The organism is Dietzia aurantiaca, assembly GCF_021033825.1.
Lineage (GTDB): Bacteria > Actinomycetota > Actinomycetes > Mycobacteriales > Mycobacteriaceae > Dietzia > Dietzia aurantiaca.
On the sequence record NZ_JAIFXZ010000006.1, the window covers coordinates 59,737 to 73,046 of the forward strand.

General features: G+C 70.2%; 11 protein-coding genes and 1 tRNA gene. 5 read left to right on the plus strand and 7 right to left on the minus strand.

Features of this window, described 5'->3' with window-relative positions; genetic code table 11:
* Positions 1-163 precede the first annotated feature (163 nt).
* On the plus strand, positions 164-1,657 hold the full coding sequence (locus K3888_RS08555; protein WP_230929840.1) for a hypothetical protein: 1,494 nt from the start codon (positions 164-166) through the stop codon (positions 1,655-1,657).
* A 265-nt stretch (positions 1,658-1,922) separates the two neighbouring features.
* On the opposite strand, the gene K3888_RS08560 is transcribed toward K3888_RS08555, so the two are convergent.
* The 4 genes from K3888_RS08560 to K3888_RS08575 form a co-directional block, all read right to left on the minus strand.
* Positions 1,923-4,040, minus strand: a complete 2,118-nt coding sequence (locus tag K3888_RS08560) for an acyl-CoA dehydrogenase family protein (protein ID WP_230929841.1) — start codon at positions 4,038-4,040, stop codon at positions 1,923-1,925.
* Positions 4,041-4,211: 171 nt separating this feature from the next.
* A tRNA-Pro gene (locus K3888_RS08565) sits at positions 4,212-4,285 on the minus strand.
* Positions 4,286-4,336: 51 nt separating this feature from the next.
* Positions 4,337-5,320, minus strand: coding sequence for a metallophosphoesterase (locus K3888_RS08570; protein WP_230929842.1), 984 nt, complete (start codon positions 5,318-5,320; stop codon positions 4,337-4,339).
* Positions 5,321-5,348: 28 nt separating this feature from the next.
* Positions 5,349-7,727 carry a transglycosylase domain-containing protein gene (locus K3888_RS08575; protein WP_230929942.1) on the minus strand — a complete coding sequence of 793 codons (2,379 nt, stop codon included), beginning with the start codon at positions 7,725-7,727 and terminating at the stop codon, positions 5,349-5,351.
* A 267-nt stretch (positions 7,728-7,994) separates the two neighbouring features.
* Here K3888_RS08575 and K3888_RS08580 point away from each other — a divergent pair, with 267 nt between their 5' ends.
* The gene (locus tag K3888_RS08580) at positions 7,995-8,372 is read left to right on the plus strand and encodes a WhiB family transcriptional regulator (RefSeq protein ID WP_230929843.1); all 378 of its coding nucleotides are present in this window, start codon (positions 7,995-7,997) and stop codon (positions 8,370-8,372) included.
* 98 nt (positions 8,373-8,470) lie between these two features.
* On the opposite strand, the gene bagB is transcribed toward K3888_RS08580, so the two are convergent.
* Both bagB and bagA read right to left on the minus strand, forming a co-directional pair.
* Positions 8,471-9,580 (minus strand): ArsA family ATPase, encoded by a 1,110-nt coding sequence (bagB, locus tag K3888_RS08585; RefSeq protein ID WP_230929844.1) that lies wholly within the window; start codon positions 9,578-9,580, stop codon positions 8,471-8,473.
* 1 nt (position 9,581) lies between these two features.
* Positions 9,582-10,640 carry an ATPase BagA gene (gene bagA / locus K3888_RS08590; RefSeq protein ID WP_230929845.1) on the minus strand — a complete coding sequence of 353 codons (1,059 nt, stop codon included), beginning with the start codon at positions 10,638-10,640 and terminating at the stop codon, positions 9,582-9,584.
* Between the two features lie 65 nt (positions 10,641-10,705).
* On the opposite strand from bagA, the gene K3888_RS08595 reads away from it, so the two are divergent.
* The 3 genes from K3888_RS08595 to K3888_RS08605 are packed head-to-tail and all read left to right on the plus strand — an operon-like array spanning position 10,706 to position 12,215.
* Entirely contained in the window at positions 10,706-10,876 is a 171-nt protein-coding gene (locus K3888_RS08595; RefSeq protein ID WP_230929846.1) for a DUF4177 domain-containing protein, read from the plus strand.
* Positions 10,876-11,355 (plus strand): RidA family protein, encoded by a 480-nt coding sequence (locus K3888_RS08600; RefSeq protein WP_230929847.1) that lies wholly within the window; start codon positions 10,876-10,878, stop codon positions 11,353-11,355. Before K3888_RS08595 ends, K3888_RS08600 begins: the two co-directional genes overlap by 1 nt.
* A gap of 5 nt (positions 11,356-11,360) precedes the next feature.
* Positions 11,361-12,215, plus strand: coding sequence for an MBL fold metallo-hydrolase (locus K3888_RS08605; RefSeq protein ID WP_230929848.1), 855 nt, complete (start codon positions 11,361-11,363; stop codon positions 12,213-12,215).
* A 266-nt stretch (positions 12,216-12,481) separates the two neighbouring features.
* Here K3888_RS08605 and K3888_RS08610 read toward each other — a convergent pair whose 3' ends face one another.
* Positions 12,482-13,186 (minus strand): Crp/Fnr family transcriptional regulator, encoded by a 705-nt coding sequence (locus K3888_RS08610; protein WP_295653576.1) that lies wholly within the window; start codon positions 13,184-13,186, stop codon positions 12,482-12,484.
* Positions 13,187-13,310: the final 124 nt, after the last annotated feature.

Consider the following 13,310-nt stretch of genomic DNA (forward strand, 5'->3'; position numbering starts at 1 on the left):
TCAGACGCTGCGAGGGCAGCCGAGGTCGGTCACACAGGTCACATCCGGCGGCGTTCCGGCTGTGACCCGTCTTGCAGGAGTTTAACAACCGACTGTGACACCGATCCGATGACGTGCCGGGTGACCTGCGGGAACGTCGCTGTCCAGCGGATACGCTGCCGACATGAGCCCCTCGAAGTCACCTTCGGCGAAGCCATCCGTGATCCCGCCCGCGGACACGGGCACCGGACCCGCGCCCGATCCGGACACCGCGCCTGATCCGGACACCGATGTCCTCCCCGCGGTGGACGCGGAGGCGGAGGCGGCCGAGCAGGAGCATGAGCCTGACGACACGACCGTCGGCCCGGGCGTGATGCGACGTCTCGTCGGCCTGGTCCTCATCGTCATCCCGCTCGCTCTGGCCGCGCTCTGGGCCGTGGTGGGCCCGGCCCCGCAGCAGCCCGACGCCGGCGCCGGCACGGGCGGCCCCGTCCAGTCGGCGCTGTCGGAGGCCTCGGCCAATTCCTCGTTCACGGTCGCAGGCACCGGCCAGCTGCGCGACGGGACCGCCGAACTCTCCGGTGGCGCGGACCAGCTGCGCGACGGCTCGGCCGAGCTCGCGGCCGGGTTGGAGCAACTCCAGAACGGGATGGGGCAGGCGGGCACGGGCGCGGACGAACTCGCCGGCGGGGTGGGCCAGCTCGTCGGCGCCGTCCGTGGGGTCGCCGTGATCCAGGGCCAGGTCCTGACGGCGATCGACGACGCCGTCTCCCGACTCCAGGGGGACGCCCCCGAGAACGTTCGGGCCCGCGACGCCCTGCTGGGCCTCAAGAGTCAGCTCCAGGCCCAGGGCATGAACCAGGGCATGCTGAGCGACCTCGACCGGCTCTCCGGTGGCGCCGACGAACTCGCGCGCCAGCTCTCCTCCCCCGGGGCCCCGCTGCGCGACGGCATCTACGAGGCCACCCGCGGCTCGCGTGAGCTGGCCACCGGAGCAGCGACCCTCGCCGACGGCGCCGGCACGCTCCGCGACGGCGCCGCCAGTGTGTCCGACTCGGCCGGCCGCACGCAGGACGCTATCGGCAAGACCGGCCGCGCCCTGGCCGCCGAGCAGGGCGACGCCGGGCTCGAGGCAGCCGCTGCCGCGCAGGACTCGCAGCGGCGCACGTCGGCCGGGATCCTCGGGGTGGCCGCGGCCGCCGTCCTCGGAGCGCTGCTCGTCCAGCTCGTCCGCCGGCCGGGCTCGTCACTCGCCGAGCAGATCCTGGCCCTGATCGTGCTCACCGCGGGCCTGTCCGCGTGGGGGTTGGCCACGGCGGATGTCCCGTCCGTCGTCTCGGCGATCGCGGTCGTGGCGGTGGTGGGCCTCGTCGTCGTCGCATCCTCCCTGCTCTGGCGCGCGCTCGGCGCGGTGCTGGGGGAGTGGCCGGGCCGGATCGTCGCGGTGGTCCTCGCGGGGCTCTCCGCGGGCGTGGCGTGGTGGGTGTGGGTCGCGGGCGGCGCGCCGTCGGCGGTGGTCACGGCCACCTCGGCGACGACGACGGGGCAGGCCACCGCAGCCCTGGACGCCCTCCTGCTGGCCGGATCGAGCTCGGTCGTGTGGACCGCGGCCGTCGTCCTGATCGCCGTGGCCGTGTGCTCCGGCTTGGCCGTGCGCGTGGCGGCCCCACGCCGCTGAGCCGGAACCCGCTAGCGCCGCTCCGTCGCCCGATCCGCTCTCTTCACCCGGATCAGCCACCCGCCGCGCGGGTCCGCCACCCCGCAGCCCGATCCGCCCACCCCCGGCCGAGCCGTTCGGTTGCAAGACATTCCCCTCCGGTCGCACGACAAACTGTGCGAAATTGATGCCGGATCTCGCGCCAGATGTCTTGCAGCTACGGGGTGCTGTCGTGCAACCGCGGCGGGAGGGGGCAGGCGTCGGGCAGGTGTCGGTCAGGCGTCGGTCAGGCGTCGGCGGGATCCGTGATGCTGTCCACGCCGCCGCCGTTGAGCATCGGAACCTCGAACACGAACTCGGGGACCGCGAAGGCGTCGACCAGCGTCCGCGCCCGGCCGGCGAGCTTCGTGCACAGCCGGTTGTAGGCCGCGGTGGCCGCCTTGGTGCGCTCGGTGGTCAGGCGGTTGTGCTCGAGGAACCAACCCTTGTCGCGATCCACGATGTCGAGCACGTACAGGTCGCACAGCATGCCCAGGACCTCCTTGGCCTCCGGGTCCTCGCAGGCGTCGACGGCCTCGGCGAACCGGGAGAACACCCAGCTGTCCATGTGCGCTCGTCCGGCCTGCAGCAGGTGGTCCTGGGCCGAGTTGAACACCTTGAACGCCGCCGAGCCGTCCTGCCCCTGGGCCTTACGCAGACGCCGGGCCACGGTCTCGAGCAGGTGCTCCTCGCGGTCTACGAGCAGCTCGAGCTGGTTGCCGCGGTCCAGGATGTCGGTGTGCTCGCGGTCCGTCACCGCGTCGACGAGCTTCTGCCACAGCGTCGACGTGCGGGCCTTCTCCTGCACCACGTCGGCGACCGTGTTGAACGCGAACGCCACGGTCTCGCGCTGGTCCATGTCGCCGAACTCCGCCGCGTAGGCGCTCATCAGCTCCTTGCCGACGAGCTGGGTGAGCACCACGTTGTCGCCCTCGAACGTCGAGAACACGTCGCAGTCCTTGCGCATCTCCGTGAGCAGGTTCTCGGCCATGTAGCCGGCGCCGCCGCAGGCCAGGCGCGCCTCGGTGATGGTGTCGTTGGCGAACGAGGTGACCGTGGCCTTGATTCCGGCGGCGTGGGTCTCCATCTCGCGACGGCGTACCTCGTCGAAGGCGTCCGGGTTCTTCTCGAACTCGGCGAGCTCGGCCACGATCGCGTTCTGCGCGCAGGCGTAGGCGTACGCGCGGGCGACGAGCGGCATCAGGCGACGCTGGTGCTCGCGGTACTCCAGCAGCGGGATACCCTTGCCCGTCTCCGGGTGGTCGAACTGGCGGCGGATCAGCGAGTAGCGCACCGCCAGCGCCAGCGCCGTGCGGGCCGAGGCGCCCGACGCCGCGCCCACCGACACCCGGCCGCGGATCAGCGTGCCGAGCATCGTGAAGAACCGGGCCCCCACCGAGTCGATCGGCGAGGAATAGCGGCCCTGCTCGTCGACGGAACCGAACCGGTTGAGCAGCGCCGCCCGCGGGACCCGGACCTCGTCGAACCTGATCCGCCCGTTGTCCACGCCGAGCAGGCCGCCCTTGTGGCCGTGGTCGGTGATCGTCACGCCGGGCATGACGTCACCGGCGTCGTCCCGGATCGGCACGAGCAGGCAGTGGACGCCGTGGCGCAGTTCCTCGCCGTTCTCGACAGTGATGAGCTGAGCGAACACGGCGGCCAGCCGGCCGTCGCGCGCGGCGTTGCCGATGTAGGCCTTCTCCGCACTCGGGGTGGGGGTGTTGACCACGAACTCGCCGGTGTCGGCATCGAAAGTCGCCGTGGTCTCCAGGTTCTGCACATCGGAGCCCTGGCCGATCTCCGTCATCGCGAAGCAGCCCAGCAGGTCCAGCGACATCACGCTCGGCAGGTACTTCTTACGGGTCTCCGCGTCGCCGAGGTTGGCGATCGCCCCGCCGAACAGTCCCCACTGCACACCGGCCTTGACCATCACCGACAGGTCCAGGTGGCCCAGCAGCTCGAACGAGGTGAGGGCGGCGCCCGTGTCACCGGTGCCGCCGTCCTCCTCGCGGAATCCGAGCCGTGGCATCCTCGATTCGGCGAGACGCTGCAACTGCGTCAACGTGTGGGCCCGCTGTTCCTCCATGGTCAGCCCGAGCGGGTTGACCATGTCCCGGGTCATGGCCGCGCGAGTGTCCGCCCGCGTATCCGCCCACGCGCCGTCGAGGACCTTCTGCAGCGCAACGGACAGCTCGGCGTCGCCCCTGCCGCTCGTGGTGATGCGGCCGAGGTTCGGGTGGACCGGGGAGGCGGCGTCGGACGCGGTGGCGTCGGCAGCGTCGGACGCGGCGTCAGCGGCAGAGGCGCCGACTGCGGTGGCGGCGGCGGCGGAATCGGCGTGGGGGGCGTCGTTCTGGGAGGTCATGCCACGACCTTACGGACCGGCGAGACCGGGGTGCACCGAAAATCAGAGGAGAGGTGACGGAGATCGCCGCCACAGAGCAGGAGCTCCGGATCGCAGTCATCCTGCAGGTCAGCGAATACGCGCAAATGGCGGAAGTCCCGGGCCACTTCCGTGACCCGGGACTTCCCATTGTCGGGGTAGCGGGATTCGAACCCACGACCTCTTCGTCCCGAACGAAGCACGCTACCAAGCTGCGCCATACCCCGGTGACAACGATGGATACTCTAGCGCCCCACCCCGCGAATCGCGAAACCGGGTCAGGCGGGCTGTGGAATCCGTTCCTGTAGAGGCGTCACCGGGACCTCGGCGTCGTCGTCGCCGCCTCCCGGAACGGCGACCAGTTCCAACAGCGTGGCCTCGGGCCGACAGAACGTCCGGACAGGCACAAACGGCGAGGTCCCGAGCCCCGCCGACACGTGCAGGATGAGGTTACGGCCCCACGCCGACAGGCCCTGCACCCGCGAGCGGTCGATGCCGCAGTTGGTGACGATCGCGCCTGTGGGCAGGCACAGCTGCCCGCCGTGGGTGTGGCCGGCGAACACGAGGTCGTAGCCGTCCGCGTCGAACCGGTCGAGGACCCGCGGCTCAGGAGTGTGCGCCAGGCCGATGCGCAGATCGAACGCGGGACCGGCAGGCCCCGCGATCTCGTCGTAGTGGTCCCGGCCGATATGCGGGTCGTCGACGCCGGCGACCAGCACACGACGCCCGTCGACATTGATCTCGGCGCGGCGATGGGTGGCGTCGACCCAGCCGCGCTCGGCGAACGCCGCCCGCAGATCCCGCCACGGCAACGGGATGGAGGAGTGCTTCTTCCGGCCGATCCCGATGTAGGGCAGAGGATTCTTGGGCACCGGCGCGTAGTAGTCGTTCGAGCCGAACACGAACGCACCGGGCCGGCCGAGCAGCGGGCCGAGCGCCTGGACGACCGACGGCACCGCCCGCTCACTCGACAGGTTGTCGCCGGTGTTGATCACAAGGTCCGGCTCGAGCGCGGCCAGCGAGGTCAGGAACTGCTGCTTACGCCTCTGGCCCGGCATCATGTGCAGGTCCGAGATGTGCAGGATTCTCAGCGGCTCGGACCCGGGGGCCAGCAGGGGCAGAGACTGGCGGCGCAGAGCGAAATTGTTGCGCTCCCAGCCGCTCGCGTAGGCGGTCCCGGCGACGACGGCCCCGGCGACCAGGGCCGCCGCACGGGTGGCCGACTGAGTGGAACTGCGGGTCTTGCGAGTGGGGCGCTGCATCCGTCCAGACTACCGGCGAAACGCAGGCCTATCTCGGCGGCGAGATGGTGATCGGGGCCAATCCGGGCACCTCGAGCACCACGGGCTCGTCGCCGATCGGGGCGTTCGGGCCGCTTGCACCCTGACCGCCGGAAGCGCCGCCGCCCGCTCCGCCACCGGAGCCGTCGGACACCCGCAACGTGACCTGGGATCCGGGGATGCCGGTCCCGCCGTCAACGCCAACGACCGTGCCGTAGGGGCGCCCGGCGCCGGAGACGAACTGGGTGTTGACGATGAAGCCGGCATTGGTGAGCAGCGACGTCGCGGCGGACTGGCTCATCCCCTCGACGTCCGGCATTCCGGATCGGCTGGTGCCCCGCTGGTAGGCGGGATCCGGGGACGGCAGCGACACCGGTCCGTAGATGTCCGCGATCGGGGAGAACGCCGAGTACCAGGTCTGTGCAGGCTCATTGCCGCCGAACAGGTTGCCGTACGAGCACTGCCGGAGCGGGCTGGTGCACAGCTCGGTGGTGGTGGTGCCGTCGTTGAAGGCGTAGACGGCGGCCGCGTAGTTGTTGGTGAAGCCCAGGAACGCCGACGAGCGGTTGGCCTCGGTGGTCCCCGTCTTGCCGGACATCGGCAGGTTCCACCCGGCGCTACCGGCCGCCCCGGCCGCGGTGCCCGCGCCCACCGAGTCCTTGGACATGGCGACGGCGAGGGTGTTCGCGAGGCCCTCGTCGACCACCTGCTCGCAGCCCGGCTCGTTCAGTTCGACGCGCTTGCCGGTGCGATCGGTGATCGACTCGATGGGGCTCGGGGGGCACCAGACGCCGCCGGAGGACAGGGTGGCACCGACGTTGGACAGCTCGAGCGCGTTCACGGCCGACGGGCCCAGGGTGAAGGAGCCGAGGTTGTTCTTCTTGATGAACCCGCTGATCGAGTCGCCGTCGGCCGCGGTGCCCTTGCGCTCGTAGGAGCGCATGCCCAGGCGCGTGGCCATGTCCACGGTGGGGGCCACCCCGACGTCCTTGATGAGGTTGACGAACGTGGTGTTGGGCGACTGGGCGAGGGCGTCCGTCACGGACAGGGAGCCCGGGTAGGAGCCCGCGTTCTCCACGCAGTACTGGCCGGGGGGACAGCCGCGGGCGCCGCCCGCACCGAGCCCGGACACCTGGACGCGGTTCGGAACGGACAGGGTCGTGTCGGCACCCATGCCCTTCTCCAGGGCCGCCGCGACCGTGAAGATCTTGAACACCGAGCCGGCACCGTCACCGACCAGGGAGAACGGCTGCGGTTGGACGGTCTGGCTGTCGCCCAGCTCGAGCCCGTACTGGCGGCTCGAGGCGATCGCGACGACCTTGTGGGACTCCTTGCCCGGGCGCACGACGCTCATCACCTCGGCCACGCCTTCGGTGGCGGGGTTGCCATAGGTGTCGAGCGCGCGTTGGACGTTGGCCTGGACGGTCTCGTCCAGGGTCGTGCGGATGGTGTAGCCGCCCTCCTCGACCATCGACCGGCTCAGGCCGTTCTCGTCGAGGTACTGGAGCACGTAGTCGCAGAAGAACCCGCGATCTCCCGCGGTGATGCAGCCGCGGGGATGGGAGTTGGGCCGCTCGAGGACGCCGAGGGGCTCGTCGACGAACTGCGCGCCCTCGGACGGGGTGATGGCGCCGGTGTCGACCATCGTCCTGATGACGGTGTCGCGGCGCTGCTTGGTGTCTTCGGGGTTGGCGTACGGGTTGAACTGGCTGGTCGACTGCACCATTCCGGCGAGCATCGCCGCCTGGGGGACCGTGAGGTCGGCGGCGTCGACACCGAAGTACGTCTGCGCGGCGGTCTGGATGCCGAACGAGCCGTTGCCGAAGGAGATGAGGTTGAGGTACTTGGTGAGGATGTCGTCCTTGCTCATCTCGCCGTCGAGGGTGAGCGCCATCCGGATCTCTTTGATCTTGCGCGCGGGGGTCGTCTCCACCGCGGCCCGGCGCTCCGCGTCGTTCTCCGCGGAGACGAGGAACTGGTAGTTCTTCACCAACTGCTGGTCGATCGTCGACGCGCCCTGCTCGACCTCGCCGGACGTGGCGTTGGTCAGGGCGGCGCGGACCGTGCCTCGCCAGTCCACCCCGTTGTGGTCGGCGAACCGCCGGTCCTCGATCGCGATGATCGCGAGTTTCATGTTCTGCGAGATCTCTTCGCTGGGGACGAGTACCCGCTGCTGGTCGTAGAGCCAGGCGATGGGCTCGCCGTTCGCGTCGGTGACCGTGGAGATGGACGGCAGGTCGCCCTTGATCAGGTCAGCCGACGTTCCGGCTAAGGAATCGGCCATCTTGTTGGACGCGAGTCCGGCCGCTCCGGCCAGCGGGAACAGAGCCCCGGCAGCCACCACCCCGGCAGCGACGCAGGTCGCGACCAGCTTCCCCAGCGAACTCATACCCGACACGTGCACAGAGTACGTGACCACCCCCGCCACGCCACCCTCTGCGGCCGGACCTGGACACGACTCTTTACTTCTGTTGTGTGACTGCGGTAACAATATGAGGGAACGCGAGGCGTTTCGAAATGAATGAGACCTTCATCACAAGTCTCAGCCCATGCGAGGCCTTCGCGGACACGGTGAGTACGCCGCGCCGGGTGTATTCAGAAGGCCGGAACAGCGTGCGACTGGCGCCCGTTGTTCCTTGCAGACAGGGGTTTTTCGATGACGGCTACCCTTCCCGGGACTTCCCGCTCCTCCGACGTCGGGGTCCGCCCCGGTTCAAGCAATCCTCTCGGCTCCGAGGAGACCATTATCGGGGAGGGCCGCCAGGAATGGGTGGCCCAGGCCCGCTGCAAGGACATCGATCCGGATGAACTCTTCGTCCGCGGAGCCGCCCAGCGTAAGGCGGCCTCCATCTGCCGCCACTGCCCGGTGCTGCTCCAGTGTCGTGCTGACGCGCTGGACAACCGGGTCGAGTTCGGCGTCTGGGGCGGCATGACCGAGCGTCAGCGTCGCGCACTGCTCAAGCAGCACCCCGAGGTCCGGTCCTGGGCGGACTTCTTCGCCCAGCAGATCGAGCGACACTCCGCCGTCTACTGACCCCTCGCGCCGGGACGTCCGTCGACGGGCGTCCCGGATGCTCGGCGGTCAGGCCGGGCCGCTCGACGGTCACGCCCGGAAGCGACGGGCGGTCAGCCCTACCCGCAGAGCTGATCGCCCACCGCGCGCAACGCCTCGATGTTGGAGATGTCGAACGGCAGCGAGGGCACGCCCACGATCCGTACGTCCGGGTGGGTGTCGGTGAACGACTCCAACAGGCGTAGTTCCTGCCGGGCGGTCCGGGCGCGGTCGGCGTGGATTCGCAGCACGGCTTCGGCCTCGGGATTCTCGCCGACGAGTCGGTCAGCGGCGGCCCCGGCCTGCTCGGCGCTGATGTCGGTCAGCCGCGGATGCGTCCGGTTGATCACCACTCCCGACAGCGGCATGTTCTCCTCGGACAGTCGTTCGGCGAAGAACGCGGCCTCGCGCAGCGCCGGCCGCTCGGCCGAGGAGACCACCAGGAACTCGGTGCCCTTGCGCCGCAGGATCTCCTGCGTGCGTGCGGCGCGTGCGGTGAACCCGCCGAAGGTCGTGTCGAGCGCCACCACCACCTCGGACGCGTCCCCCAGCATCGACGAGCCGACGACCGCGGATACCCCGCGCATGGCGGTGCTCATCGCGCCGGTCACCAGCCGCCCGACGCCGCGGCCGGGCGCGGACAGCAGCCGCATGAGTCGGCTGTCGAGGAACGAGCCGAGCCGGCTCGGGGCGTCGAGGAAGTCGAGCGCGTTGCGGGAGGGAGGAGTGTCGACGACGACGAGATCCCACGTCGAATCCTCGAGCAGTTGCCCGAGCTTCTCCATGGCCATGTATTCCTGCGTGCCCGCGAACGAGGTGACCATCGTCTGGTAGAAGCGGTTGTCGAGGATCGACCGGGCCTTCTCGGGCGTGGTGTTGGCGGTGACCAGTTCATCGAAGGTGCGTCGCATGTCGAGCATCATCGCGTGCAATGACCCGCCCGCCTCGCCCTGCTCCGCGGTGAGTGCCACGGGGGAGGGCTCGTTGGAGAGCTCGTCGATTCCGAGAGCCTGGGCCAGCCGGCGGGCCGGGTCGATGGTCAGGACCACGGTGTCGCGTCCGAGCTCGGCGGCCCGCAACGCGACGGCCGCGGCCGTGGTGGTCTTACCCACACCGCCGGCCCCGGTGCAGACCACCACGCGGGTCCGGAGGTCGGTGAGCAGTGCGGTGATGTCGAGATGACTGGCCATGTCAGCGGACTCCCTGGTCGACGAGGGCGGAGGCGAGGTCGTAGAGATCGGTGACCTCGACCCCGTGCGGCAGGACGGGAAGGACGAGGGTCGGGCAGCCGGCCGACGTGAGTGTTTCGCCGGCCCGCAGCTGACCGCGTGCGACGCGGGCGTGTTCGATGGCCTCCACCAGGAGCCCCTGAAGCCCTTCGTCGTCGACCTCGACACCGGTGGCCTCGAGGCCGGCGAGTACGGCCGCGGCGTCGATCTCCTCCTCGGCGACGCGCTCAAGCGCGGCGTCGTCCAGATGGCGGGACTCGGCGCGATTGATGACCACCTGTCCCATCCGCAGGCCGTGGCCCTTGAGCTCGGTGATCGCCTCGAGGGTTTCCTGCACCGGCAGCGACTCGAGCAGCGTCACCAGGTGGACGACGGTGCGCTCGGAGTGGACCAGCTCGGCCACCGCCTCCGCCTGGCGTCGGATCGGACCGCCGCCGCCGGCGAGGTCGGCCATCGCGGTGGTCACGTCGAGGAACTTGCCGATCCGGCCCGTGGGCGGGGCGTCCACCACCACGGCGTCGTAGACGACCTCCTTCTTGGCGCGCTCGCGCGTGACGACCTCGTAGATCTTGCCGGTGAGCAGCACGTCCTTGAGGCCGGGCGCGATGGTGGTGGCGAACTCGATCGCGCCGACCGACTTCATCACCCTGCCCACCACGCCGAGGCGGTAGAACGTGTCGAGGTAGTCGAGCATCGCGGCCTCGATGTCGATCGCCAGCCCGTACACCCTGCCGCCGCCGTCGACCCGCGCGACCAGTTCCTCGCGGTAGGGCAGCGGGGACCGGTCGAAGATCCGGGCGATGCCCTGACGCTCCTCGACCTCCACCAGCAGGACCTTCTTGCCGGTCGAGGCCAGCGCGAGCGCGAGGGAGGTGGCGACCGTCGTCTTGCCGGTGCCGCCCTTTCCGGACACGTAGTGCAGATCGGCGCGCGTCGAGTCGTCGGACCAGCCGGTGGACAACTCGTCGGCGATGGTCGGCCGCGGTGGCGCCTGGGGGCCCGAACTCTCAGTGGACGGCATGTGCTCCAGACTAAGCCCAGTGACCATCCCGCGCGGGTCGCTCCCGACTTCCCTAGAGTGGGGGCATGAGCGAAGCCACCAGTGCCCCCCGGTTCGAGTACGTGACGGTTCCCCTGCTGACGCACGCCACCAAGCAGATCCTCGATCAGTGGGGAGGCGACGGCTGGGAGCTGGTCTCCGTGCTGCCCGGCCCCACGGGCGAACAGCATGTCGCCTACATGAAGCGTCAGCTCTGATGCCCGAGACCGAGCCCGCCGGTTACTGGAGCCGCAAGCTGGAGCAGATGGGGCTGGAGCTGCCGACGGTCGTGCCGCCGGTCGCCAACTACGTCCCCGCCACGCGGGCCGGCAACTTCGTCTACACCTCCGGCCAGCTGCCGATGGTCGACGGCGCGCTCGTCGCGACCGGCAAGGTCGGTGCCGCGGTGTCGCCCGAGCAGGCCACGGACCTGGCCCGCACCTGCGCACTCAACGCGCTCGCCGCGGTCGACGGTCTCGTCGGCATCGACTGCGTGGTGCGGATCGTCAAGGTCGTGGGATTCGTCGCCTCCGCGCCGGGATTCAACGGTCAGCCGGCCGTGCTCAACGGCGCCTCGGACGTGCTGGGTGAGATCTTCGGCGACGCCGGCGTCCACGCCCGGTCGGCCGTGGGCGTCTCGGAGCTGCCGCTCGACGCGCCGGTCGAGGTCGAGCTCATCATCGAGGTCGAGGGATAGATCAGATGTCTGCAGGACTGGCCCCCATCAGTTTTCCGGCGTACGAGACGCTGCGCCCCGTCACGGAGCTGTCCGGGGTCATCCTCTGCGACAACCCCTCCGAGATGACGTTCGAGGGGACCAACACGGTCGTCCTGCGGGCGCCCGGATCGCCGACCTGCGTGGTGGTGGACCCGGGGCCCGACGACCGCGCGCACGCCGAGCGGATCGCGGCGATCGTGGGGGAGATCGAGCTCGTCGTCGTCACCCATCGCCACGGTGATCACACCGACGGCATCGACCACCTCCGCGCGTTCACCGATGCGCCCGTGCGGGCCGTGCAGGAGCGCTTCTGCCGCGACGCGGCGCCGTTGGTGCCCGGTGGTGGGGACGACGACGAGGTGATCCACGCCGCCGGTCTGGACATCATCGTGCTGGCCACCCCGGGTCACACCGCGGACTCGGTGAGTCTCGAAGTGCGGGCCGCAGGCACCGGGTTCACCGCGCCGGCCGACTGCGTTGTCCTTGGCGACACGATCCTGGGTCGGGATTCGACGGTGCTCGACTCGACCGACGGCGACCTCGGCGACTACCTGGGCAGCATGGACCTGCTGGCCGGGCGGGCCGCCGGGGTGACCGGAATCCCCGGGCACGGGCCGGACGTCGAGGACACCGGCCGCGCCGCCCAGGTGCTCGGGCGGCACCGGCGGGATCGGCTCGAGCAGATCATCGCCGCCCGCGCCGAGCTGGGCCGCGATGCCGACGCCACCGCGATCACGCAACACATCTACCGCGACGTGACGCCGTTCCTGCTCAAGGTGGCCGAGCAGTCGACCAAGGTGGCGCTGCGCTACCTCGACCGCCTCGACTCCGACGCCTGACCCCCGCGGCTGATCCGCCGCGCTGACGTGGGCGCTGCCTGACCCCCGCCTCGCGCCCACGAGGCCTCGACGCCACGGCCCGGCCTTTGCCCGCACCCGCGCCGACCCGTCGAGTGGTCGCACCGCTTCACGCGGGTGGCCTGCCGTCGCAACGAAAAGAGAGTTCCGCACACCTGCCACTCGGGCGATGTGTGCGGAACTCTCTTGACGACGGGTTGGTGGTGGCGCGGAGGCCGGGGCCCCTGGGCCGGCGGTGGCGCGGAGACTCAGCGGGCGCGGCGGGCCAGGCGCTCGGTGTCCGAGATGATGACGCTCTTGCCCTCGAGCCGAAGCCAGCCGCGGTGCGCGAACTCGGCCAGGGCCTTGTTCACGGTCTCGCGCGAGGCGCCGACCAGCTGGGCGATCTCCTCCTGCGTGAGGTCGTGCGTCACGCGGATGTTGCCGCCCTCCTGCGTGCCGAACCGCTGGGCGAGCTGCAACAGGGCCTTGGCCACGCGGCCGGGGACGTCGGTGAAGATCAGGTCCGCCAGGTTGTTGTTCGTGCGACGCAGACGACGCGCGAGCACCCGCAGCAGCTGGTCGGAGATCTCGGGCCGCTCGGCGATCCAGCGCTTGAGCGCGGACCGGTCCATGGCCTGCACGGTCACGTCGGTGACGCACACGGCCGACGAGGTGCGCGGGCCCGGGTCGAAGATGGAGAGCTCGCCGAACATGTCGGACGGGCCGAGGATGGACAGCAGGTTCTCGCGACCGTCCGGCGCCTTGCGGGAGAGCTTCACCTTGCCGGAGGTGACGATGTACAGGCTGTCGCCCTGCTCGCCCTCGCGGATGATCACGTCACCCTTCGAGTATTCCTCGCGCGTCAGGTCGTCACGTAGGGCGGACACCGCTGCGGGTTCGACACCCTGGAAAATACCTGCCCGGGTGAGGACGTCGTCGGCAGACTGGTCCGTGCGGCGATCAATCGTCACAGTCTGTGACCCTCCGTTCGGGCGCGGACATGCTGATCCGCGCCATGGCGTGCGTGTGGCGAAAGCCACTGTAGTCGTTCATGCCCCACTGGTGTGACCAACGCGCGGTCGAACTGCGTCAGTC

What these genes read in the sequence shown, in the direction of transcription:
- K3888_RS08555 (WP_230929840.1), top strand. Translation starts at nt 164, where the DNA reads ATGAGCCCCTCGAAGTCACCTTCGGCGAAGCCATCCGTGATCCCGCCC.
- K3888_RS08560 (WP_230929841.1), bottom strand. Translation starts at nt 4,040, where the DNA reads ATGACCTCCCAGAACGACGCCCCCCACGCCGATTCCGCCGCCGCCGCC.
- K3888_RS08570 (WP_230929842.1), bottom strand. Translation starts at nt 5,320, where the DNA reads ATGCAGCGCCCCACTCGCAAGACCCGCAGTTCCACTCAGTCGGCCACC.
- K3888_RS08575 (WP_230929942.1), bottom strand. Translation starts at nt 7,727, where the DNA reads ATGAGTTCGCTGGGGAAGCTGGTCGCGACCTGCGTCGCTGCCGGGGTG.
- K3888_RS08580 (WP_230929843.1), top strand. Translation starts at nt 7,995, where the DNA reads ATGACGGCTACCCTTCCCGGGACTTCCCGCTCCTCCGACGTCGGGGTC.
- bagB (WP_230929844.1), bottom strand. Translation starts at nt 9,580, where the DNA reads ATGGCCAGTCATCTCGACATCACCGCACTGCTCACCGACCTCCGGACC.
- bagA (WP_230929845.1), bottom strand. Translation starts at nt 10,640, where the DNA reads ATGCCGTCCACTGAGAGTTCGGGCCCCCAGGCGCCACCGCGGCCGACC.
- K3888_RS08595 (WP_230929846.1), top strand. Translation starts at nt 10,706, where the DNA reads ATGAGCGAAGCCACCAGTGCCCCCCGGTTCGAGTACGTGACGGTTCCC.
- K3888_RS08600 (WP_230929847.1), top strand. Translation starts at nt 10,876, where the DNA reads ATGCCCGAGACCGAGCCCGCCGGTTACTGGAGCCGCAAGCTGGAGCAG.
- K3888_RS08605 (WP_230929848.1), top strand. Translation starts at nt 11,361, where the DNA reads ATGTCTGCAGGACTGGCCCCCATCAGTTTTCCGGCGTACGAGACGCTG.